The following is a 20,923-nucleotide window of genomic DNA, read 5'->3' on the forward strand; positions in this document are numbered from 1 at the left end:
CCTTATTGGCCGTTCATCGCTGCCCAGACGCGCGAGGGCGACACGGGCATATCGATGTGAGAAACGTGGGTGTGACCACCCGAGTGCAGCGCGTCGATGACCGCGTTCACCACTGTGGGCGGTGAGCCGATGGCCCCTGCTTCGCCGCAGCCCTTTACGCCCAGCGGGTTGTGGGTGCACGGTGTCTGGCAGGAATGGTCGACGACGTAGCTTGCCATATGCGGGATATCGTCCGCACGGGGCATGGCGTAGTCCATGTAGGACGCCGACAGAAGCTGACCGTTTTCGTCATAGGCGCAGTTTTCCAAAAGCGCCTGACCAATGCCCTGGGCGATACCGCCATGGACCTGTCCTTCAACGATCATCGGGTTGACCACATTGCCGAAATCATCCGCCGAGACGAACTTTTCGATGGTGACCTTGCCGGTTTCGGGATCAAGCTCGACCTCGCAGGCATAGGCGCCTGCCGGGTAGGTGAAGTTGGCCGGATCGTAGAACGCGGTTTCTTCCAGACCCGGTTCGATGTCTTCGAGCGGGTAATTGTGCGGCACATAGGCCGCCAGTGTTACATCGCCCCAAGCAACCGACTTGTCGGTGCCTGCAACGCTGAACATGCCGTCTTTGAGCTCGATATCGCTGTCGGACGCTTCGAGAAGGTGGCCCGCGATCTTCTTGGCCTTGTTGATGATCTTCTCGGTCGCCCGGACCATCGCCGATCCGCAGACCGCCAGAGACCGCGAGCCGTAGGTGCCCATGCCGAAGGGGATCTTGGAGGTGTCGCCGTGGACGATGTCGATCATGCTCTCGTCGATGCCGAGCATTTCGGCCACGACCTGCGGGAACACGGTTTCGTGCCCCTGCCCGTGGCTGTGTGCGCCGACCATCACCGAGATGGAGCCGGTGGCGTTCACCCGGACGGTGGCGGCGTCATAGAGACCGGCACGTGCGCCGAGTTGACCGACGAGGTTCGACGGTGCGATGCCGCAAGCCTCGATGAAGCAGTTCACGCCGAGACCACGGAGCATGCCCTTGGCTTCGGATGCCTTGCGACGCGCCGCAAAGCCGCCGATGTCCATCAGCTCTTCCATCTTGGCCATCGTCGCTTCGTAGTCACCGGTGTCATATTCGACGGCGACGGGCGTGGCATAGGGGAATTGCGTGATGAAGTTCTGACGGCGCAGCGCAATCGGATCGACGCCCAGTTCGCGAGCGGCCATGTCGATGACACGCTCGAGCTGGAACGTCGCTTCGGGGCGACCGGCACCGCGGTAGGCGTCAACCGGCACGGTGTTGGTGAACACCGCCTTGACGTTCACCTGAACGGCGGGCGTCTTGTAGTTGCCTGCCATCAATGTGCCATGCAGCCATGTCGGCACCGAAGACGAGAAGGTGGACAGGTACGCGCCCATGTTTGCCTTGGTGTCGGTGCGCACGGCAAGGAAGTTGTTGTCCTTGTCGAGCGCCAGTTCGATCTTGGTCACGTGATCGCGGCCATGCGCGTCGGACATGAACGCCTCGGACCGGGTCGAGGTCCACTTGACCGGGCGGTTGCAGGCCTTGGCGGCGAAGGTGCAGAACGCTTCTTCCGCGTAGTGGAAGATCTTGGTGCCGAAACCGCCACCCACATCAGGAGCCACCACGCGCAGCTTGTGCTCGGGGATGCCCAGAACAAACGCGCCCATCAGAAGGCGGATCACGTGCGGGTTTTGGCTTGTTGTGTAGAGCGTGTAATCGTCCCCGGCGCGGGAGTAGTCACCCACGGCAACGCGCGGCTCCATCGGGTTGGCGACCAGGCGGTTGTTTACCAGTTCCAGCGTCGTTACATGCGCTGCGCTTTTGAACGCGGCATCGGTGGTTTCGGTGTCGGTGCCGAACTGCCAATCGTAGCACAGGTTGTCGGACAGATCGTCATGCACCTTGGTGGCACCGGACTCGAGCGCCTTGCCCATGTCGACCACTGCGGGAAGTTCTTCGATGTCGAGCACGATGGCTTCCGCCGCAGTGCGCGCCTGTTCGAGGCTGTCAGCGACAACAGCGGCGATCGGATCGCCCACGTGGCGCACCTTGCCCTGTGCCAGAACCGGGTGGGCCGGTTCCTTCATCACTTCGCCATGCTTGTCCGTCACCTGCCAGCCGCAGGGCAGACCGCCCACGCCTTCGAAATCGGCGCCCGTGAAGATGCGGACAACACCGGGCATGCCTTCGGCTGTGCTGGTGTCGATGCTGTTGATCTTGCCATGCGCCAAATCGGAACGCAGGAAGTGCACATAGGCTTGGCCATGTACGTTGATGTCGTCGGTATAATTGCCAGCGCCGGTCAGAAAGCGGACGTCTTCACGCCGCTTCGGGCTTGCGCCAATGCCATGATCCTTCGGCATAGTGGTATTCCTCCCTAGGAGCGGTGCGTGCAAGCACACACCCTACAATTGTGGATTATTCAGCCGCGACTGCGGGCACGTCCTGACCGGACGCCGCCATGATGGCGCGCACGATGTTATGGTAGCCGGTGCAGCGGCAGATATTGCCTTCGAGGTAATCCCGCACCTCTGCCTCGGTCGGCTTGGGATTGTCCTTGAGCAGCGCCGCCGCCGACATCACCATGCCCGGAGTGCAGAAACCGCACTGCAGGCCGTGATAGTCCTGAAACGCCTGCTGGATCACACTGAGCGATCCATCCGCGTTTGCCATGCCTTCCACTGTCTTGACCTCGGCGCCATCGGCCTCGGCAGCAAACATGGTGCAGGATTTCACAGCTTCGCCATTCACATGAACGACGCAGGCGCCGCACTGGGATGTGTCGCAGCCGACATGGGTTCCTGTCAGGCGCAAATCCTCGCGCAGGAATTCAGTCAAAAGCGTGTTGCCCTTGACCTCGCCGGAGACGGTCTTGCCGTTCACCGTCATTGTTACCTTTGTCATCTAACTCCTCCCGTGGGTATTCAAATTCAACTGTGTTGCAGAAGCCGGCTGCGATCAAGAAACGAGTTTCTTGAACCAGCCCTTTTTCTTTTCGCCGCCGTCACCGTCAGCTTCGGGGGCATCGTCGCCACCTTCTTGCGGACCTTCAACGGCGGATTGGAAATTGCTGAAGAACTGGTCTGCCATTTTCTTGGCGAACCCGTCGATGATGCGACTGCCAAGTTGCGCCAGCTTTCCGCCGACCTTGGCATCCACGTCATAATGCAGCTCTGTGCCGCCTTCGACCGGGACCAGCCTTACATCGGCACCGCCCTTGGCAAAGCCAGCCGCACCCCCCTTGCCTTCCCCGGTCAGGGTCAGCGATTGACCCGGCACCATCTCTGACAGAACGACCGTGCCTTTGAAAGTCGCCTTAACAGGTCCAACCTTCTGCACGACGGTCGCCTCGAATCCGTCATCGGCGGATCCGCTCATTTCTGTGCATCCCGGCACACATGCCTTGAGGACTTCAGGATCAAGGATCGCGGCCCAGACCTCTTCGGGGCTGGCAGCAATCGTGCGGGAATCGGTCATATGCATGGGTGTGATCCTTCTTTGATGGTCAGCCTAGGGGGTTGGACCCCCGGGGCATATAAGACCAATGGCTTAACATATCGGTGAAAACTATCTTTCGGGGGCCTGATGGGTCAGGCCATAGCTTTCGAAAATCGCGGCGATACGCCCATCCGACAGGGCCGAATAGATCGCATCATCCACAGTGTAGCTCAATCCGCGATAGGCAAAGTGGCTACCCGTGCCGAGGGTCCATTTCGACTTGGCAAAACCGGGCAGCGGCGGCTGGTGTATGGCCACCCCGTCACCCGCACCGAATTCAAGCTGTGCCAGCGGGCCCATGGCCGCCATCACCTCGCCCGCTTTCAGGGCCGCCATCGCGTCCTGCATCGTGGGATACCGGCGCACGCCTTGCGCCAATTGACCGCCCGCAAAGCTGGTCAGGTAGAAATCCGAAATGGAGTCATTCTCGACCGCCACCGTGTCGAACCGGAAATAGGCCGGAACCGGCCCCCCGTCGGGATACTCGGCTTCGGAATAGGCGATGGCAATGCTTTCGGTCATGTACTGACCGGTAAAGACCACCTGCTCTACCCGGCAATTGAAGGCACTGTCATAGGGCACACGCAACATGACGTTCGACACGGCACCATCGATCAATGGTCCCTGCCACACATGGTGCCGCAAGTCGGCTTCAAGGTTTTCCCCCGCGCTGATGAAGTTGAACCGTGGCTCGACACCAAGGTCCTCGGCGATGATCCGGGCAATATCAACATCAACGCCGCGCGGCTGGCCTGCATCATCCCAGCTATAGGGGGGATAATCTTCGTAGACCGCGAACATGATAAACCCGCGATCCATGATCTGATCTATGTCCTGCCCGACGATGTCCCGGCTGGCATTCTGCGGTTTGGCCTGCGGGACGTAATCGGCACAGGGATCGCTGGCCAAGACGGGTGACGCCATGGCCAGCAGGGTTGCGGTAAAGGAGGCGCGAACCAGAGTGCTCATGGTGTCAGTGTGCCGCTGACAAACCAATCGTCAAGGCTTCGGCTGCGCGGCCATAAGCCTCTTGTGTGCCGTCGATCAGGTTGGCGGCACGGAAGGCGGCGCTGTCAGCGACAGGTGCACCGGACAGGGTTTCGATACCCGCCGCGATTTCTGTCAGCCGTGACTTGAGCGCATCTGCATCTGCACTGGACGCATCGGCCGCATAGCCTGTGATTTCGTCACGCAACGCCTTCAGCTCGTCCGACACCTCTTCCATCGAAGCATCATCGGGTCGGGTTTCGATATAGGTCCGGATTGCCCAGGCGGCGTCCTGCCCCAGAAGTTCACCGAATGCCGGCATCTTGGTTGTCCCGTTCTGGGTATAGCCGTCACGGAAGCGCTCCACATACCATTCGTCGCCATACTCCTCGGCTTCGAGGAACCGCAGATCCGGTGCAAGACCACCCGAGATCACCTCGAGACCATGGCAACGGGCGCAGTTCTGGTTGTAGCCCGAAGAACCGATTTCCACCGCCCGCAGCCAGACCTCGTCACCGACCAGTTCGGCGCGATAGGGGTTTTCCGTCAGCCAGTCTTCGCCGTTCTCGGGAAGACCTGTGGTGTCTACAGCCTGCGGGGCCACGTCACCATGCGCATATACCAGGCTGGCTGCGGCGGTCAGCGCCAGAGCAGCGCAGGTTGTTTTGAAAAATGTCGCGGTCATGTTGGTCCTCCTCAGGCACAGTCTTGTGTCTTGCCGGATGTGTACCGACGCACGGTGGGTGCGGGTATTGGACTTTCGTGGCGCGGAACGGGCTTTTTGGCCAAACGGTACGGGACAATGGTCGTATTTTCGACGCTTCGATGGCCCGACTAGTGTTCGTCTGGGAGGACCAAGTCCATGTTCAACACACGTTTGACCTGTGCGATTGCATCGGCAGTTGCGCTGTGCCTCGCCAGCGCGGCCACCGCACAGGTCGATGTCGCGATCCATTACCTCAAGCAGGTGGTCGACGCGCCTCCGACCCTGTCCAATCTTGATCCGATCCCAGAGGATCTGGGGATCCGTGGCGCCGAACTGGGTGCGCAAGAGAACAACACCACCGGCAAGTTCTTGGGCCAAACCTACAGCCTGATCGTGACCGAGGTTTTCGAGGGTGAGGATTTCGCCGAGGCCGCGCGCGCAGCGCTTGCCGAGACCGATCTGCTGGTGCTGGACGCACCGACAGCCCAGCTTCTGGCGGCGGCCGACCTGCCCGAGGCTAAAGCGGCGCTGCTCTTCAATGCCGGTGCCGCAGATGTCGCGCTGCGTGATGAGACCTGCCGCGCCCGGGTGCTGCACGCCCTGCCCTCTTACGCGATGAAGGCCGATGCTCTGATGCAGTTTTTCGTGACCCGGCGCTGGGACGAGATCGCGCTGATTGCCGGTGAACGTCCCGAGGATCAGGCATGGGCCGAGACGCTCGAACGCTCGGCCCGCAAGTTCGGGCTGAAGTTCGGCGCGCGCAAGACCTGGGCCTTCGATGCCGACATGCGCCGGAACGCAGCACAGGAAGTGCCACTCTTCACCCAGGATCTGGGCGATTATGACGTGCTTCTGGTGGCCGACGCGGCGGATGATTTCGCGCGCTACATTTCTTACAACACTTGGCGCCCGCGCCCGGTGGCCGGGTCCGAAGGGCTGCGCGCTGTCACATGGCACCGCGTCGTCGAACAATGGGGCGCGGCGCAGTTGCAATCGCGCTTCACCAAACTGGCGGACCGTCCCATGCTGGACCGCGACTACGCAGCATGGGCCGCCGTCAGGGCGATCGGAGAGGCCGTGACACGCACCGGTGCCGCGGACGCGGAAACCCTGCGCAGCTTTATGCTCTCCGACGCCTTCGAACTGGCGGGTTTCAAGGGGAGCCCCCTTACATTCCGCACATGGAACGGCCAGTTGCGCCAGCCCATCCCACTGGTGCATGAACGCGCGCTTGTCGCACAGGCCCCGCTCGAAGGCTTCCTGCACCAGCGCAACGAGCTTGACACTTTGGGTCTCGACCAACCCGAAAGCGGCTGCACCGCGTTCGAGAACTGACCTGCCTCTTCATCTTGCCCGGTAAACTCCGGGGGTTCGGGGGCTGGCCCCCGATCCGCCATCCACCAAAAGGACCGACACCAATGAAACTGCCGATCCTCACCACGCTGACCGCCGCCTTGCTGTCCACGACCGCATTGGCCGACGAGATCTGGGTGACCAATGAAAAAGACGACACGATCAGCGTGATCGACATCGAAACGATGGAAGTGGTTCGCACTATCGAAACCGGAGAGCGGCCTCGGGGGATCACCTTCTCCAAGGATTTCTCGGTGGTCTATATCTGCGCGTCCGACAGCGACGCGGTGCAGGTGATGGACCCTGAAACCGGTGAAATCCTGTATGATCTGCCCTCGGGCGAAGACCCGGAACAGTTCGTCCTGCATCCAGACAACCGCCACCTTTACATCGCCAACGAGGATGACGCGATCACCACGGTGGTAGACACCGAAACCCGCACGGTTGTGGCGCAGATCGACGTGGGGATCGAACCCGAAGGCATGGCTGTGTCACCCGATGGCAAGATCGCCATCACCACGTCTGAGACCACCAATATGGCGCATTGGATCGACACCGAGACCCAGACGCTGTTTGCCAACACGCTTGTAGATTCGCGTCCGCGTCATGCGGAATTCGTCAAAGACGGCACCGAGCTTTGGGTCAGTGCTGAAATCGGTGGGACGATATCGATCTTCGATGTGGCGACCCAGACCGAAAAGGCAAAGATCGACTTTGAAATCGACAACATCCACCCCGACCGGGTGCAGCCTGTCGGGTTCGAGTTCACCAATGGCGACACACATGCCTTTGTCGCCCTCGGCCCGTCGAACCATGTGGCAGTCGTCAATGCCGAGACTTACGAGGTCGAGGAGTACATTCTTGTCGGTCGCCGGGTCTGGCACATGGATTTCAACCGTGACCGCAGTCTGATCTTTACCACCAACGGCGTCTCCGGGGATGTGACCGTTGTCGATGTGGCCAGCCGCAAGGCGCTCAAGAGCATCAAGGTTGGCCGTTTTCCGTGGGGCGCGGCCTTCCGTCCGACCGAATGACTTTCGGCACATCCAAGACATCCCATTACTGTTTGACGACCAAGGAGACGACCATGAAGAAACTTGTAACCGCCCTTGGCCTTGCCATTCTGACACCCGCCCTGGCCTTTGCGGACGGCGCGCCGCGCGACCAGTGGGGGCGCGCGGGCATTTTGTCCTCAGCCAACAAGGCCGATCTACCGCCGATCACTCTGAGTTCGGGCATGCCGTTGGCAGAGGCTCCGTGGGTTCTGAGCTCGGGCACCTATTACGAATTCGAGATCGAAGGCGACGGGTCAGCGGAACTGGCGCTGGAGGGGTCCGAGTTCTTTCGGGCGATCTGGATCGACGAGATTGTGGTGAATGATCTGGAGATCCGTCCCATCGGTGTGAACTCGATCGAATTCGACGATGCCGGGACGATGGAGATCGGCTTTGTCGCGATCAAGCCCGGTACTTACTTTCTGCGCATTCCCGGATCGACCGGAGAGACCCAGCGGCTGGACATCACCATTGAATGACGCAAGGCTGGTCACAGGGTGCGTTTGATGCGTCGTGTCGTTTCGTTGACGCAAAATCAGGGGGCGTCCGTTGAAGCGCCATTGGTCCAAGCCCAATGGACGACGCCGTAGGTGCCCTCGGCGCTCGCCGAGGCATTTGTGAAACAAAGAAGCAAGGACCTATCGCGCGGATGAGTTTGTTGGTTTCCGACCTGTCCTTTTCCTATGGGTCCAAGACCGCGTTGGACGGCGTGTCTTTTTCGGTTGGACGCGGCCAGTTTGCTGCCCTGTTGGGGCCGAACGGCGCTGGAAAATCGACGCTGTTTTCGCTTCTGACGCGGCTTTTCGTGACACAGGGCGGAGCGATTTCCATCGCCGGACATGATCTGAAGGCTGCACCTTTGGCAGCGATGGCGGATCTGGGTGTCGTGTTTCAGCAGACCACCTTGGATCTTGACCTGACGGTGCGACAGAACCTGCGCTATTTCGCGGCGTTGCACGGGATCTCGGGGCGGGACGCCGACAATCGGATCGACACGGCGCTGGACCGACTGGGTATGGCAGAGCGCGCCGGCGAAAAGGCACGCGGGTTGAATGGCGGGCACCGACGGCGGACCGAGATTGCGCGGGCGCTGTTGCACGATCCCAAGGTGCTGTTGCTGGATGAGCCGACAGTGGGCCTGGATGCGCCCACGCGGGCGGGCCTGACGCGCCATATTCACGACCTGTGCACCGAGACCGGCGTAACGGTGCTGTGGGCGACCCATCTGACCGATGAGGTTCTGGATACAGATCAGGTGATCCTGCTGCATCGCGGGAAGGTGCTGGCGGATGGGCAATGCGGCAACCTGCGCAATAAGCGCCCCTTGCCCGATTACTTTGCGCAGATGACCGGGGCGCCGGCATGAAACACGCGCTCATCGCGATGCGGGCAATCGTGCTGCGCGAGGCCTTGCGCTTTGTCCATCAACGCGAGCGATTTGTGGCGGCTTTGGTGAGGCCGCTGGTGTGGCTTCTTGTATTTGCGGCGGGCTTTCGGGCCGCATTGGGCCTGTCGATCACGCCGCCTTACCAGACCTACATCACCTATGAGACCTATATCGTGCCGGGTCTGTGCGGAATGATCCTGCTGTTCAACGGGATGCAGTCCAGTCTGAGCCTTGTCTATGATCGCGAGATGGGGTCCATGCGCCTTTTGCTGACGGCACCGCTGTCGCGGGCGTGGCTTTTGTTCAGCAAGCTGTTGGGCAGTACGATCATATCGATCCTGCAGGTTTATGCGTTTCTGTTGGTGGCGTGGCTGTTCGATATCACCTTGCCCGGCTGGGGGTATCTCGCCGCCCTGCCCGCGCTTTTGCTGGCGGGTCTGATGCTGGGGGCGTTGGGGTTGGCGCTGTCGAGTTTCATCAAGCAGTTGGAGAATTTCGCCGGGGTGATGAACTTCGTGATCTTCCCGATGTTCTTTTTGTCCTCGGCGCTCTACCCGCTGTGGAAAATGGCAGAAAGTTCAGAGCTGTTGCACGACATCTGCGCGGCCAACCCGTTTACCCATGCGGTCGAATTGATCCGCTTTGCGCTGTATGTCGAGGTGAACGGCATGGCGCTTGTCTGGACGACGTTGGCGACGGCTGTGTTCATGGCGCTTGCGGTCTGGGGCTATGACCCGGCGCGCGGGATGATGACCCGAAAGGGGTGATCTACGACCATAGCAAGGGTGAATTCCGGTGCATCTTGCGCTAGGTTTGGGATATGAAACAGTTTTTGATCCCGCTGAGCTGCGCTGTTGCGCTGAGTGCCACCGCCCTATCTGCGGAACCCGAGGATGATGATCCCGGTGGCGTTCTGAACCCGGACGAAATGACATGGCAATCCATGCTGGACCGCGCCGAAAAGGGCGAGACCGGCATGGTGCTGTGCTCAACCGGGTACATGATGACCAAGTCGGGCGATCATGCTACGGCGCGGGCCTTGTTCGAAAACTGCGCCAATGCGGGCTATACCGGGGCGATGACCTGGATGAGCCAGCTGGATAACAACGGGCTTGGCGGTGACTACGATCCGGACGCCAGTGCGGCATGGGATCAGCAGGCGGCGGAACTTGGGGATCGGGTAGGCAAGTTCAACCACGGGATCAACTTGATGCGCGGGCATGGGATTGCCAAGGACGAGGTTCTGGGGCGGCGCTATGTCGATGAGGCCGCGTCGGAGGGGCTGGAGATCGCCAAGCGGTTGCAGGGCGCAGGCTACGACCTTGATGAGGTCACACCGGATGCGGACAACTGGAAATACGCGCCGTTGTTTTAAGCTTGGCGTGGTTTGAGTTGGGCCGGTTGGCCTGAGAGTTCAAGGATGCGCGTGGCGAGGCGTTCGGCCTCGGGGATCGCATGAGTGACGAGAAGAGTGGCAACCGGGTGATTGTCACGCAGGCGTTCGAAGAGCGACATCATCTCGTCCGAGAGATCAGCGTCGAGGCTGACAAAGGGTTCATCCATCAGCAATACATCGGGTTTTCCCGCAAAGGCGCGCGCAAGTGACAGACGGCGTTGCTGGCCGAGGGAGAGTTGATCGGGAAAGGCAGTGCCGCGACCGGCGAGGCCGACCTCTTCCAGTGCGATGTCGATCTCCGCGGGCGTCAGGCCCAGCGTGATGGCAAGGTTGTCGGCCACGGTGCGCCAGCGCATCAAAGTGGGTTCCTGAAACACCATCGCCAGCTTATCGGGGCGACGGACATGGCCGTCGTAGCGATGTTCCAACCCGGCAATGATGCGCATGAAGGTGGTCTTGCCGACGCCCGAGGGTCCGGTGATGGCGATGGTCTCGCGGGGAGCCAGCCTCAGGTCAAGCGACCCGAGCACCTGTTTGTCACCAAAGCGCATCCCGTCGAGAGTGACGGTCAAGACCGGCGAAGACGCGTCCGCCGGTTTGAGGGTGTCGCGATTGCTCACGAGTTTGAGGGACGATGTCGCAACCAAGGTCAGCTTCCGGGCTGGACAAAAACGCCTTCGGGCAATGTCGTGACAGCGCCAACCAGCTTTTCACCACCGAGTTCGGCCATGAGGGCCAGCATCCGTGCAGCAGCATCTTCATCGACAGGCTGATTGGCGGGGATGCCCGCGATGAACCCGGCCTTGAGCGCCGCGAACTCTGCATCGGACTTCGCGTTCATGCGCGGGCGCAGGCGGTCCCATTCAGCGTCAGAGCTGACGAGCAGGTCCTTGGTGGCGCGGCTGGCGGCGGCCAGACCTTCGACCAGTTCGGGATGGTCGCGCAGCATTTCTCCGCGCATCACATAGCCCAACAGCGGGGTTTCGGGATCAAGGCCCAGTTCGCGCGCAGCGTCATCGACGGTGATCAACGGTGTCATGCCGCCTGCTTCCATCTTGGCGAGGAAGTGCCAGAAGTTGATTGCGCCATCGAGTTCGCCCTGCAAGCCCGTCTTGAAGATCAGCGGCGGTGCGCCAAAGACCTGTTCGGTCTCGGTCACGAGATCCATGCCGTGCATCTTTTCGGCATAGGCACGTAGGATCAGCCAGCTTTTGTCGAGCGGTCCACCGGCGATGCCGATTTTACCACCCTTGAGGTCAGCCAGCGATGTTGCGGTGCTGCCTTCGGGGATCAGCAAAGCGCCTACGGCTTTGGAATAGGGAACAAAGATGTAATCCTTACCCTCGGCCCGCTGACGCGCGACCCAAAGCCAGTCGGACACGATCACATCCGCCTCGCCCCCCTGAAACGCGACCTGCGCAGCAGAGCCGCCCGCGACGCCCTGAACCTGAAGGTCGAACCCGTTGGCCGTGTCAAAGCCGTTGTGTTTGATGCTGTCCAATTCCCAGTTCACGGTGCCGAATTCAAGAACGGCAGCGCGCAAAACGGGGGTTTCGGCAAAGGCTGCGCCAGCGCACAGAAGCAGCGCGGCTGAGGTCGCGCGGATGGTGGAGAAAAAGCTCATCATGTCCTCCCAGAATGATTGCGGACACAGTAACAGCCGCTTTTCCTGCGGAAATACGACCAAAGGATGTGGGCCAAGGTCGTATCTCTTGATGTGGATCATATTGGCGGATTTCAGGCGTTCTTACGTTGGGGCATCAATTTGAAGGAGACCACCCATGACACGTTTTGCCCTTGCCGCCGCAGCCTGTCTCTGCGCCCTGCCCGTCACTGCCAGCGAGATCACGTTCGAGCAGGTCAAGATCGACGCTGGCAAGACGTTGTTCGAAGCAGAGTGTCGTCGGTGCCACGCGGTCGAGCCGACGGACGCCTCTTACGGCCCGCCTTTGGAGAACATTGTCGGGCGTGGTGCCGGGACGTATGAGAATTACGATTATTCAATTGCGTTAGAGGCATCGGGTATCGTCTGGACCCCGGCAGCGTTGCGGGCGTGGATGGAAGACAATGATGGCTTCATGCCCGGCACCAAAATGCGGCATGTCGGCATCGAGGACCGGACGGTGCAGGATTTCATCTTGTCCTACCTCGTGTCGATCACCACGCAGGACAATTCGGCGATATCAAAGTGAGGTCAAGGTTTGAGGGCGGCACCGTTTGGTGCCGCTTTCGGATTGGCTAGGTGACGTGAGCGATGATCCTAGATGTGTGCGCGATTGCCCGCGGCGGGTTCGCGTTGGCGGCACCTGACATCACGCACCCTACCCATGCTGAGCATCAGGCTTTGTCGTCGTCGTTTTCATTTGAGGTCTCGGACTCGTTTGCGTCACGCGGGTCAAAATCGTCGGGGTCATAAGCTTCTGTCCCCTCGGCAATACCGGTGACATGTGTTGTTCCGGTTTCTTCGTCGTAAACCAGCCCGTAATTCGCACGCCCTTCATTCTTGTATCGCAGGTATTCGTGAATGCCCGCGTATATAAAGGCGAATGTGAAAGGCAGCAGGATCAAGGCTGCGACCACTTGAGCGGTCATTGGTGTCCTCCTTTCAAGACTGGTCAGAGCCAGACTTTTAAGTTCAACGCGTGGACAGCCCTTTGAGGTCCATCGGTTGATGAGATCGGTGTGACACGCGGGGCAACCGCGTATCGCCGCCTGAATGGGGTAGTCGACATTGCGACAAAGGACAATCAAGCGGCCTTATTCGATGATCAGGACCGGCAACCAGTGGCTGTCCATGTCGCCGGGTTCAAGATCGCTGTCTACAACCGGGCGCATGTTTCCTGCATCTGGTGGCGCGGACAGAAGGTTCATGTCCATTTCATGCAGATGACCGCGTATACGACCATCGTCGGATGCCTCTAACTGGTAGTAGACGCCGTTCCAAAGGTCGATGCCGTATTCCGAGCTGTCTTTCCAGAGAAACAGCAGATCGTATTCCAGATCGGTCAGATCCTGCGACAGGTCGCGGGCGATCGGATATGGATAAGGCACATGGCACCATGTCTTTTCCGGGCCATCCAGACATTTGAACGGACGCATCGAAAGAAAGTGATCGGAGAAGTTTTCCGTATCCATTTCAATTGAGTACTGGCCATTCTTGATGTCGATCTCGGCAATAAGAATCCGGTTTGCGCCGGGTGCCTCAAGGTAGATTGCATGCCTGCCATCGGTCAGGTCGCCAGCACCACAAACGGCCGGAACTGAGGCGAAGGCAAGCAACGCTGCCAGGCGCGAAATATACATGTCCAGACCCTTTCACTTCTTGATTCCCCCAGCGTGGCGTTATGCCAAGAGGGTCTGTCAACCTCCCAAAGGTCTTACGACCCAAGTCGCGTACAACACCTTTCCGTTATCCCTATACTGCCGGTCAGCCATCCATTTGCGCCGGTGTGCATCTGGATATCCGCAACTGAAGTTCATGGGAGGAATACGAATGAACAGATTTGTTGCCGCCGTTACAGCCAGCATATTCGCCGCGTCAGGCGCTATGGCACAGGGTGTGACAGAAGACATGCTGGCCAATGACCAGACGATGACCAATCAGGTCGTCACCAACGGGATGGGGCGGCATTTGCAGCGCTACTCGCCGCTGGAGACGCTGAACAAGGACAACGTGAAAAACCTTGTTCCCGCTTGGGCGTTCAGCCTTGGTGGCGAAAAGCAGCGCGGTCAGGAGACGCAGCCGCTGGTTTATGATGGCGTCATGTACATCACCGGCTCCTATTCGCGGCTGTATGCGGTGGACGTGAACACTGGCGAAGAACTTTGGCAGTACGACGCGCGTTTGCCCGAAGGCATCCTGCCCTGCTGTGACGTGATCAACCGCGGTGCCGCTTTGGCGGGCGACAAGGTGATTTTCGGCACGCTCGATGCACGGATTGTGGCGCTCGACGCCAAGACCGGTGACGTGGTCTGGCGCGACCAGATCAATGATTACAAGGCGGGTTATTCCTACACGGCGGCGCCGCTTGTGGTGGGTGATCTGGTGATCACCGGCAATTCGGGCGGTGAATTCGGCATCGTCGGCACGGTGCAGGCGCGCAACATCGAGAACGGTGATCTCGTGTGGGAGCGCCCGGTGATCGAAGGCCATATGGGCATGCTCAATGGCGAAGAAAGCACCATGACCGGCACGCTCAACGCGACATGGCCGGGCGATATGTGGCAGACTGGTGGCGGCGCCACTTGGCTGGGCGGTTCCTATGATGCCGACACTGACACGCTGGTGTTCGGAACCGGCAACCCGGCACCGTGGAACAGCCATCTGCGCAATGCCGGTCAGCCGACCGATGGCAACACTGGTGACAACCTTTATGCCGCCAGCCGTCTGGGCATCGACCCGGCAACAGGCGAGATCAAGTGGCATTACCAGACCACGCCGCGCGAAGGCTGGGACTATGACGGTGTGAACGAAGTGGTCGCCTATACCGACCGCGACGGCAACATGCGCTATGCGACCGCTGACCGGAACGGGTTCTTCTATGTTCTGAACCGCGAAGACGGTGCGTTTGTCGATGCCTACCCGTTCGTCAAGGACATCTCGTGGGCCAGCGACATCGGTGATGATGGACGCCCTGTGTTCATCGAGGACAACCGCCCCGGCGATCCTTCAGCCTCGGCCGATGGCAAGAAAGGCGACGTAGTGTTCTCGTCCCCCGGCTTCCTTGGTGGCAAGAACTGGATGCCGATGGCGTTTTCGCAGCGTACCGGCAACTTCTATGTGCCGTCCAACGAGTGGGGCATGGACATCTGGAACGAGCCGATCACCTACAAGAAGGGTGCTGCCTATCTGGGATCCGGCTTTACCATCAAGCCGAACTACGAAGACCATATCGGTTCTTTGAAAGCCATTGATCCGGACACCGGCGAATGGAAGTGGGAATACAAGAACGACGCACCGCTTTGGTCCGGCGTGATGACCACCGCAGGCGGTCTTGTGTTCTTTGGAACGCCCGAAGGCAAGTTCATGGCACTGGATGACGAAACCGGTGAAGAGCTGTGGTCCTTCCAGACCGGCTCGGGCATCGTGGGTCAACCGATCACCTGGGACCAAAATGGCGAGCAGTATGTCTCGATCATCTCGGGTTGGGGTGGTGCGGTTCCGCTCTGGGGTGGTGAGGTGGCCAAGAAGGTCAACTACCTGAACCAAGGCGGCACGCTCTGGACCTTCCGCCTGCCGAAAGAGCTGGCAGCGGCGAACTGATCTAATCGGATCGTATGAGATCAAGCGGCGCGCCTTAGGGTGCGCCGTTTTTTGTTGGGGGGTTCAGCCAGAGGGTTACTATCCAAACGGTATGGGCAAAGCGAAAGCTGTCGAAATACTTAGTCAGAATTACAATCTTGGAACTTATGGACTTCACTGCATGTTTCGCCTGCCTTGGCTCGAAGCCATGCGGCAAACCTTTGTACCTGTGGTCGCTTTGCAGCATCTTCCCGAAGCTTTAGCCTATAGGGATGCGGCGCTATGAGGTGTTGAGACACTGGAAAAGGGTTGACGATTGAACCGTCTTCCAAATCACTCAGGACCAGAGACAAGCCACATACCAAAAATCCAACGTTCTGGCGTACCGCATCCAATGCAAGCCGGGCATTCGGATAATGAACACCACGATCCGGGCCGCTTTCACGATGGCCAAATTTCTGAAACCACTCGACCCATCCGGGATGATTTGCGTCGTCGCGCTGTCTCTTGAGATGCAGGAGCGGCATTCCTTCCATCTGAAGCACCGGGTTCCAGTCTGCAATACGGCGCGGGTTGTCCGGACCGGTCACGGGCAGAACGACATCGGTAAACAAAACTTCGCCCGCGCCCTCTCCGTAGTCGATACGGATATCAGGTGCGCCCAATCTCAGAGGCACGTCACCCGATCCATTTATGCAAAACAAGATGTTGGGATGTGCTTCACGAAACGTGTTGAGACGCGGTGCAAGCCATAGGTCAGCCCAATCCGGGTCTGCAACTATCTGAATCTCGCTGACGCGTTGGAAGTCTAGAGCATCCGTCACACGTTCGAGCGCAGCAAAAGCCAACTGCAAATCTGGAAGGGCGGCTTCAAGCTGCGCCGTTGGTTGCAAACCCGAACGGCCCCTCATCAAAAGATCGGACCCAAGGTAATCTTCCAAAGTTCGAACACGCTGTCCGACTGCGGCAGGTGTGATGCCCAGCGTGTCGGCCGCAGCTTTCAGAGAGCCCTTCCTTAACGAAAGCTCGACAGCCTGCAACGATTTGAGGTGAGTTAAGGTAACCATAACTAAAGAAGAACTTTAGTACGCATCGTGTCAATGCTGATTGCCTTAGAAAACCTTTAGTGAGCTAAAGAAGTTTGAGTTTTGAATTTGTCTTGAGGTCATGCACGGTCATGAAACAGCATCATTTGAAACACCAAAGGAGCTCAAAAAATGGACCGCTTCATTATCGAACGCGACATTCCTGGCATCGGTGAGTTTTCCCTGACCGAGCTTTGCGGAGCAGCACGGGCCTCGAACAAGGCACTGGCCACACTTGGCCCCAGCATTCAGTGGCAGCACTCATATGTGGCCGGTGAGAAAACATTCTGTGTCTATCTCGCCGAGAGCGAGGAAGAAATTCACAAGCATGCAGAGTTGAGCGGCATTCCAGTGTCAAACATCACGAAAATTTCCCAGATCATCGATCCATTGACGGCCAACAACTAAGTCTCTTGTGACTTTAAACAGACCGACAACGATTGGCGAATGGTTGTCGGTCTGTTTGGATTTGCTCCGACCCTCTCGTGATGCCTGAAGGGTCAAAACTTATAAGTTTTGGCAACAGACGAAAGCGTATGTTTAAGGCACACGCAAAAGAGCGGTCTTTCGTGCGACCACAGTGAACGTTTCACTTTGTCCGCATCGCCGACGCTTGCGACCCTACCCGCGCCCCTTGCCCAAGTGCTTCTTCAACGCGCCTGCGTTCTTTTCGCGGCGGCCTTTATAGGGGTTCTTGTCGCCCTGCCCGCGCAGTGTCAGGCGGATCGGCGTTCCCGGCATGTCGAAGTCTTCGCGCAGGCCGTTCACCAGATAGCGCTTGTAGCTTTCGGGCATCTTGTCGGGGTGCGAGCACATCACGATGAACCCCGGCGGACGGGTTTTCGCCTGTGTCATGTAGCGCAGCTTGATCCGCTTGCCCTGCGGTGCGGGCGGCGGGTGCTGTTCCAGCATCACGGCCAGCCAGCGGTTGAGCTGGGCGGTTGTCACGCGGCGGTTCCAGACGGTGTGGGCTTTGACGATGGCGGCTTGTAAGCGGTCGAGGCCGCGTCCGGTTTTGGCAGAGACGGTGACCAACGGCGCGCCGCGCAGCTGCGGGAGGAGGCGTTCGAACTCCTCTTTCAGCATCTTGAGCTTGTCTTGCTTGTCGTCTTCCGTGTCCCATTTGTTCACGGCAATGACGACGGCGCGGCCTTCGCGTTCGGCCAGATCCGCGATGCGCAGATCCTGCGATTCAAACGGGATGGCGGCATCCAGTAGGACAACCACGACTTCGGCGAATTTGACCGCGCGCAGCCCATCAGACACGGACAGCTTTTCCAGCTTTTCCTGCACCTTGGCCTTTTTGCGCATGCCCGCCGTGTCGAAGATCCGCATATGCGTGCCGTCCCATTCCGTTTGCACGGAAATGGCATCGCGGGTGATTCCCGCCTCGGGGCCGGTGAGCAGGCGGTCTTCACCAAGGATCTTGTTGATCAGCGTGGATTTGCCTGCATTGGGGCGACCAACGACGGCGATCTGAAGCGGCTTGGCCTTGGTGATGGCGCGGGGCGCATCCGGGTCTTCATCATCGACATCTACTTCGGTTTCGGGCGCATCCGCCTCGGCGCGTTTGTCGAATTCATCGGCCAGAGGTTGCAACATCGTATAGAGATCCGGCATGCCTTCGCCGTGTTCGGCAGAGATGCGGAGCGGTTCACCCAGACCCAGCGCGTATGCTTCAAGAACGCCGGCTTCTGCGGCATTGCCTTCGGCCTTGTTGGCTCCAAGGATCACGTGCGCCGCGCGTTTGCGCAGGATTTCTGCGAGCACTTCGTCGGCGGGGGTCACGCCGACACGGGCGTCAATCAGGAACAGGCAGATGTCGGCCATGTCCACCGCGCGTTCGGTGAGTTTGCGCATCCGGCCCGGCAGACTTTCGTCTGTAGCCTCTTCCAGACCAGCGGTGTCGATGACGGTAAAGCGGAGATCACCCAAACGTGCCGCGCCTTCGCGCAGGTCGCGTGTGACGCCGGGCTGGTCGTCCACCAGTGCCAGTCGCTTGCCGACCAACCGGTTGAACAGAGTCGATTTGCCGACATTGGGTCGACCGACGATGGCGAGGGTGAAAGACATGGGCGCACAGGACTCCGGTTCAGATCAAGCCGCCCGCCTAGCCTATTTCCCGCGCCTGTGGAAGGGGTCAGCGATAGGCGTGCAGAACACCGTTCGTCGACACGACGTAAAGCGTGCCATTCGCAACAACCGGGCGGGTTGTGGCACCGCCGCGAATCTCGGTCTGGCTGACAAGATCACCCGAGGCAGGATCGAAGGACCGCAGGAAACCATCCGACGACGCCACGATCAGACGACCACCTGCGAGGACGGGGCCGTGATTTGCAAATGCGGCATCGCGTCGACGCTGCGGACGGCGCACCGGTTCGTAGCCGGGAAGATCAACCGCCCAGATCTGCCGACCATCGGTTGCATCGAGCCTGACCAATTCGTTCAGGTCCGACACGAAGTAGACAGAATTGCCAGCAGGCCAGACCGGGTCCATCGCGCCGTGTGGCGCTGTCCACAGCCGTTCACCAGAGTTCACGTTCAATGCGACCACATTGCCGGAATGATTCCCGGCATAAACGGTGGCACCTTCGATGACGGGATAGCCGGTGATGTCGTCGACCAGCGAAATGGCAAAGCCCTTGCGTGCGCCAACGATATCGGCACTCCAAAGACGCAGACCACCTTGGCGGAACGCGCCCTGCACAGCGCCGCTGCCAAAGGCAAAGACCACATGGGTGTTGTTCACGGCGGGTGGTGCCGCTCCGGCGACATTGCCGACATCGCCCAGACCGTCCGATTGCCAACGCACGCGACCGTCTTCGACTTCGATCGCCCATGCGGTGCTGTCGCCCGCGATCACGTAGACCAGACCGCCGAATACCGTCGGTGCCCCGGTGGCTGTGGCTTGCAAGCGCTGAGTCCAAATCGCTTGCCCGCTTGCCGCATCAAGCGCAGTGAGCGTGCCGAAACCGGAGGTGACGTAGAGACGGCCATTGTCGTGGGCAAGCCCACCCGCCAAAGCCTGAGATGCGTCGTCGCGCAAGGGCGCAAGGTTGTAGGACCAGAGCGCTTCACCACTGGTTGAGGTGGCAGACACCCGGCCCGCACTGTCAATCGTGTACACACGGCCATCTGCGACAACTGGATCGGTGATGATCCGCGCACGACGTTTGTCGCCCTGTCCGATTGAGGTGGACCAGATCGGGGTCAGAGTGTCGGACAACGCCGCGTGCGTGGTGCGCACGGACGGGCTGACATGGCTTTGGGGCCAGGCCGCGTTGTTCGTGGCAGCGGGCAGATTTGCGGCAAGTGTGATGTTCTCGAGCGCTGCTGCATCGGCGTTGGCAGAATCCTGCAGAACTTCGCGGACGCCTAAACGTTCACCCGGCAGGATGATTTCGCGATCCGTACACCCGGCCAAGACTCCGGTTGCGATCACGCTGGCCAAAAGGAATTTAACTTGCACTGCCCTGCCCTCGTCTTTTTGTCGTGTCGGACCGCTCCGGCCCTCCGATCAGGACGCCTCGATCTCGCCCCCTAGCGCCACAATCAACTGAGAAGCCCGTCGGCGCAAGCCTGCTGTCAGTTCCGAATCCGCCAGAATGCTATTGAGCCGCGTCAAAGCGGCCTCGGTATCGCCCGCTTCGATCTCGATCAGGGCCAATTGCTCTTCGGCAAGAAGGCGCAGGGGCGCGCCCGGGGCCGCCATAGCTTCGAATGCGACGCGGCGTTCGTCGGCTCCAAGCGGGCTTTCGGGGCGGGTCAATGCCTTGAAGCTTGCGATCTGGCGGTAGATTTCGGGCAGATCGCCGTCGGTCGCCGCGGCACTGAGGCGGTCAGCCGCAGCGCTGCCATTGCCATCAAGTGCTTCTTCGGCGGCGATCAGCATATCGAGCATGGCCGCGCCTTCTGCAGTGGGGGCGTCAATCTGGTCGAGTGCGTTGACCCGGTCAGCAGCTTCGTCGTTTTCCAATGCCGCGAAAATGGCATCGCCGAAGGATTGTGCTTTTGCGGTTTGAGCGGCGCGCGTGTATTCGCGGTAGGCGGTTCCGCCGACCAGTAACAGAACGGTCAGCACCGCAATCCAGCCGTAGCGGCGCATCAAGCCGAAAAGCCGGTCGCGACGGACCTCTTCGGTCACCTCTTCGATAAAGCTGTCTGTGTCGCTCACCCGCAAGCCCCCTTTGACGTGCGCC

22 protein-coding genes are annotated in these 20,923 nt (G+C 59.7%); 9 read left to right on the top strand and 13 right to left on the bottom strand.

Features of this window, described 5'->3' with window-relative positions:
• Window positions 1–2: 2 nt before the first annotated feature.
• The 5 genes from MCRY_RS13970 to pedF form a co-directional block, all read right to left on the bottom strand.
• Window positions 3–2,378: a xanthine dehydrogenase family protein molybdopterin-binding subunit gene (locus tag MCRY_RS13970; protein ID WP_085630929.1), complete on the bottom strand. Its 2,376-nt coding sequence runs from the start codon at window positions 2,376–2,378 to the stop codon at window positions 3–5.
• Window positions 2,379–2,433: 55 nt separating this feature from the next.
• Window positions 2,434–2,919, bottom strand: a complete 486-nt coding sequence (locus tag MCRY_RS13975) for a (2Fe-2S)-binding protein (protein ID WP_085630931.1) — start codon at window positions 2,917–2,919, stop codon at window positions 2,434–2,436.
• 54 nt (window positions 2,920–2,973) lie between these two features.
• Entirely contained in the window at window positions 2,974–3,498 is a 525-nt protein-coding gene (locus MCRY_RS13980; RefSeq protein WP_085630933.1) for an SRPBCC family protein, read from the bottom strand.
• Window positions 3,499–3,582: 84 nt separating this feature from the next.
• Window positions 3,583–4,482: a substrate-binding periplasmic protein gene (locus MCRY_RS13985; RefSeq protein ID WP_085630935.1), complete on the bottom strand. Its 900-nt coding sequence runs from the start codon at window positions 4,480–4,482 to the stop codon at window positions 3,583–3,585.
• A 4-nt stretch (window positions 4,483–4,486) separates the two neighbouring features.
• Window positions 4,487–5,185: a cytochrome c-550 PedF gene (gene pedF, locus MCRY_RS13990; protein WP_085630937.1), complete on the bottom strand. Its 699-nt coding sequence runs from the start codon at window positions 5,183–5,185 to the stop codon at window positions 4,487–4,489.
• Between the two features lie 177 nt (window positions 5,186–5,362).
• Between pedF and MCRY_RS13995 the strand changes: the two genes are divergently transcribed.
• From MCRY_RS13995 to MCRY_RS14020, 6 genes are all read left to right on the top strand, one after another.
• The gene (locus MCRY_RS13995; RefSeq protein ID WP_085630939.1) at window positions 5,363–6,541 is read left to right on the top strand and encodes an ABC transporter substrate-binding protein; all 1,179 of its coding nucleotides are present in this window, start codon (window positions 5,363–5,365) and stop codon (window positions 6,539–6,541) included.
• A gap of 83 nt (window positions 6,542–6,624) precedes the next feature.
• Complete coding sequence (locus MCRY_RS14000; RefSeq protein WP_085630941.1) at window positions 6,625–7,593, top strand: YVTN family beta-propeller repeat protein; 969 nt, start codon at window positions 6,625–6,627, stop codon at window positions 7,591–7,593.
• A gap of 53 nt (window positions 7,594–7,646) precedes the next feature.
• The gene (locus tag MCRY_RS14005) at window positions 7,647–8,093 is read left to right on the top strand and encodes a hypothetical protein (protein ID WP_085630943.1); all 447 of its coding nucleotides are present in this window, start codon (window positions 7,647–7,649) and stop codon (window positions 8,091–8,093) included.
• Window positions 8,094–8,263: 170 nt separating this feature from the next.
• Window positions 8,264–8,980, top strand: a complete 717-nt coding sequence (locus MCRY_RS14010; RefSeq protein ID WP_085630945.1) for an ABC transporter ATP-binding protein — start codon at window positions 8,264–8,266, stop codon at window positions 8,978–8,980.
• Entirely contained in the window at window positions 8,977–9,768 is a 792-nt protein-coding gene (locus MCRY_RS14015) for an ABC transporter permease (protein WP_085630947.1), read from the top strand. The genes MCRY_RS14010 and MCRY_RS14015 overlap by 4 nt, the downstream gene beginning before the upstream one ends.
• Before the next feature lie 53 nt (window positions 9,769–9,821).
• Window positions 9,822–10,376, top strand: a complete 555-nt coding sequence (locus MCRY_RS14020; protein ID WP_085630949.1) for a tetratricopeptide repeat protein — start codon at window positions 9,822–9,824, stop codon at window positions 10,374–10,376.
• Here MCRY_RS14020 and MCRY_RS14025 read toward each other — a convergent pair.
• Together MCRY_RS14025 and MCRY_RS14030 are read right to left on the bottom strand one after the other, a co-directional pair.
• On the bottom strand, window positions 10,373–11,044 hold the full coding sequence (locus tag MCRY_RS14025; protein ID WP_238939852.1) for an ABC transporter ATP-binding protein: 672 nt from the start codon (window positions 11,042–11,044) through the stop codon (window positions 10,373–10,375). The genes MCRY_RS14020 and MCRY_RS14025 overlap by 4 nt on opposite strands.
• Window positions 11,045–11,046: 2 nt before the next feature.
• Entirely contained in the window at window positions 11,047–12,024 is a 978-nt protein-coding gene (locus tag MCRY_RS14030) for an ABC transporter substrate-binding protein (protein WP_085631130.1), read from the bottom strand.
• Between the two features lie 154 nt (window positions 12,025–12,178).
• On the opposite strand from MCRY_RS14030, the gene MCRY_RS14035 reads away from it, so the two are divergent.
• Entirely contained in the window at window positions 12,179–12,589 is a 411-nt protein-coding gene (locus MCRY_RS14035; protein WP_085630951.1) for a c-type cytochrome, read from the top strand.
• Between the two features lie 145 nt (window positions 12,590–12,734).
• Here MCRY_RS14035 and MCRY_RS14040 read toward each other — a convergent pair whose 3' ends face one another.
• Window positions 12,735–12,989, bottom strand: coding sequence for a hypothetical protein (locus MCRY_RS14040; protein ID WP_085630953.1), 255 nt, complete (start codon window positions 12,987–12,989; stop codon window positions 12,735–12,737).
• A 165-nt stretch (window positions 12,990–13,154) separates the two neighbouring features.
• The gene (locus tag MCRY_RS14045; protein WP_085630955.1) at window positions 13,155–13,700 is read right to left on the bottom strand and encodes a hypothetical protein; all 546 of its coding nucleotides are present in this window, start codon (window positions 13,698–13,700) and stop codon (window positions 13,155–13,157) included.
• Between the two features lie 190 nt (window positions 13,701–13,890).
• Between MCRY_RS14045 and MCRY_RS14050 the strand changes: the two genes are divergently transcribed.
• Window positions 13,891–15,660: a PQQ-dependent methanol/ethanol family dehydrogenase gene (locus MCRY_RS14050; RefSeq protein WP_085630957.1), complete on the top strand. Its 1,770-nt coding sequence runs from the start codon at window positions 13,891–13,893 to the stop codon at window positions 15,658–15,660.
• A gap of 119 nt (window positions 15,661–15,779) precedes the next feature.
• Here MCRY_RS14050 and MCRY_RS14055 read toward each other — a convergent pair whose 3' ends face one another.
• Window positions 15,780–16,706: a LysR family transcriptional regulator gene (locus MCRY_RS14055; protein ID WP_085630959.1), complete on the bottom strand. Its 927-nt coding sequence runs from the start codon at window positions 16,704–16,706 to the stop codon at window positions 15,780–15,782.
• Window positions 16,707–16,856: 150 nt separating this feature from the next.
• Here MCRY_RS14055 and MCRY_RS14060 point away from each other — a divergent pair, with 150 nt between their 5' ends.
• Window positions 16,857–17,132 carry a DUF4242 domain-containing protein gene (locus tag MCRY_RS14060; RefSeq protein WP_085630961.1) on the top strand — a complete coding sequence of 92 codons (276 nt, stop codon included), beginning with the start codon at window positions 16,857–16,859 and terminating at the stop codon, window positions 17,130–17,132.
• Window positions 17,133–17,345: 213 nt separating this feature from the next.
• On the opposite strand, the gene der is transcribed toward MCRY_RS14060, so the two are convergent.
• From der to MCRY_RS14075, 3 genes are all read right to left on the bottom strand, one after another.
• Window positions 17,346–18,797, bottom strand: coding sequence for a ribosome biogenesis GTPase Der (gene der / locus MCRY_RS14065; protein ID WP_085630963.1), 1,452 nt, complete (start codon window positions 18,795–18,797; stop codon window positions 17,346–17,348).
• A gap of 67 nt (window positions 18,798–18,864) precedes the next feature.
• The gene (locus tag MCRY_RS14070; protein ID WP_085630965.1) at window positions 18,865–20,193 is read right to left on the bottom strand and encodes an outer membrane protein assembly factor BamB family protein; all 1,329 of its coding nucleotides are present in this window, start codon (window positions 20,191–20,193) and stop codon (window positions 18,865–18,867) included.
• Between the two features lie 48 nt (window positions 20,194–20,241).
• Entirely contained in the window at window positions 20,242–20,898 is a 657-nt protein-coding gene (locus MCRY_RS14075; protein ID WP_085630967.1) for a hypothetical protein, read from the bottom strand.
• Window positions 20,899–20,923 lie beyond the last annotated feature (25 nt).

The organism is Marivita cryptomonadis (genome assembly GCF_002115725.1).
Classification (GTDB): Bacteria; Pseudomonadota; Alphaproteobacteria; order Rhodobacterales; family Rhodobacteraceae; genus Marivita; species Marivita cryptomonadis.

Excerpts from the sequence above, each read along its gene's own strand:
- MCRY_RS13970 (WP_085630929.1), bottom strand. The coding sequence starts at position 2,378 with ATGCCGAAGGATCATGGCATTGGCGCAAGCCCGAAGCGGCGTGAAGAC.
- MCRY_RS13975 (WP_085630931.1), bottom strand. The coding sequence starts at position 2,919 with ATGACAAAGGTAACAATGACGGTGAACGGCAAGACCGTCTCCGGCGAG.
- MCRY_RS13980 (WP_085630933.1), bottom strand. The coding sequence starts at position 3,498 with ATGCATATGACCGATTCCCGCACGATTGCTGCCAGCCCCGAAGAGGTC.
- MCRY_RS13985 (WP_085630935.1), bottom strand. The coding sequence starts at position 4,482 with ATGAGCACTCTGGTTCGCGCCTCCTTTACCGCAACCCTGCTGGCCATG.
- pedF (WP_085630937.1), bottom strand. The coding sequence starts at position 5,185 with ATGACCGCGACATTTTTCAAAACAACCTGCGCTGCTCTGGCGCTGACC.
- MCRY_RS13995 (WP_085630939.1), top strand. The coding sequence starts at position 5,363 with ATGTTCAACACACGTTTGACCTGTGCGATTGCATCGGCAGTTGCGCTG.
- MCRY_RS14000 (WP_085630941.1), top strand. The coding sequence starts at position 6,625 with ATGAAACTGCCGATCCTCACCACGCTGACCGCCGCCTTGCTGTCCACG.
- MCRY_RS14005 (WP_085630943.1), top strand. The coding sequence starts at position 7,647 with ATGAAGAAACTTGTAACCGCCCTTGGCCTTGCCATTCTGACACCCGCC.
- MCRY_RS14010 (WP_085630945.1), top strand. The coding sequence starts at position 8,264 with ATGAGTTTGTTGGTTTCCGACCTGTCCTTTTCCTATGGGTCCAAGACC.
- MCRY_RS14015 (WP_085630947.1), top strand. The coding sequence starts at position 8,977 with ATGAAACACGCGCTCATCGCGATGCGGGCAATCGTGCTGCGCGAGGCC.
- MCRY_RS14020 (WP_085630949.1), top strand. The coding sequence starts at position 9,822 with ATGAAACAGTTTTTGATCCCGCTGAGCTGCGCTGTTGCGCTGAGTGCC.
- MCRY_RS14030 (WP_085631130.1), bottom strand. The coding sequence starts at position 12,024 with ATGATGAGCTTTTTCTCCACCATCCGCGCGACCTCAGCCGCGCTGCTT.
- MCRY_RS14035 (WP_085630951.1), top strand. The coding sequence starts at position 12,179 with ATGACACGTTTTGCCCTTGCCGCCGCAGCCTGTCTCTGCGCCCTGCCC.
- MCRY_RS14040 (WP_085630953.1), bottom strand. The coding sequence starts at position 12,989 with ATGACCGCTCAAGTGGTCGCAGCCTTGATCCTGCTGCCTTTCACATTC.
- MCRY_RS14045 (WP_085630955.1), bottom strand. The coding sequence starts at position 13,700 with ATGTATATTTCGCGCCTGGCAGCGTTGCTTGCCTTCGCCTCAGTTCCG.
- MCRY_RS14050 (WP_085630957.1), top strand. The coding sequence starts at position 13,891 with ATGAACAGATTTGTTGCCGCCGTTACAGCCAGCATATTCGCCGCGTCA.
- MCRY_RS14055 (WP_085630959.1), bottom strand. The coding sequence starts at position 16,706 with ATGGTTACCTTAACTCACCTCAAATCGTTGCAGGCTGTCGAGCTTTCG.
- MCRY_RS14060 (WP_085630961.1), top strand. The coding sequence starts at position 16,857 with ATGGACCGCTTCATTATCGAACGCGACATTCCTGGCATCGGTGAGTTT.
- der (WP_085630963.1), bottom strand. The coding sequence starts at position 18,797 with ATGTCTTTCACCCTCGCCATCGTCGGTCGACCCAATGTCGGCAAATCG.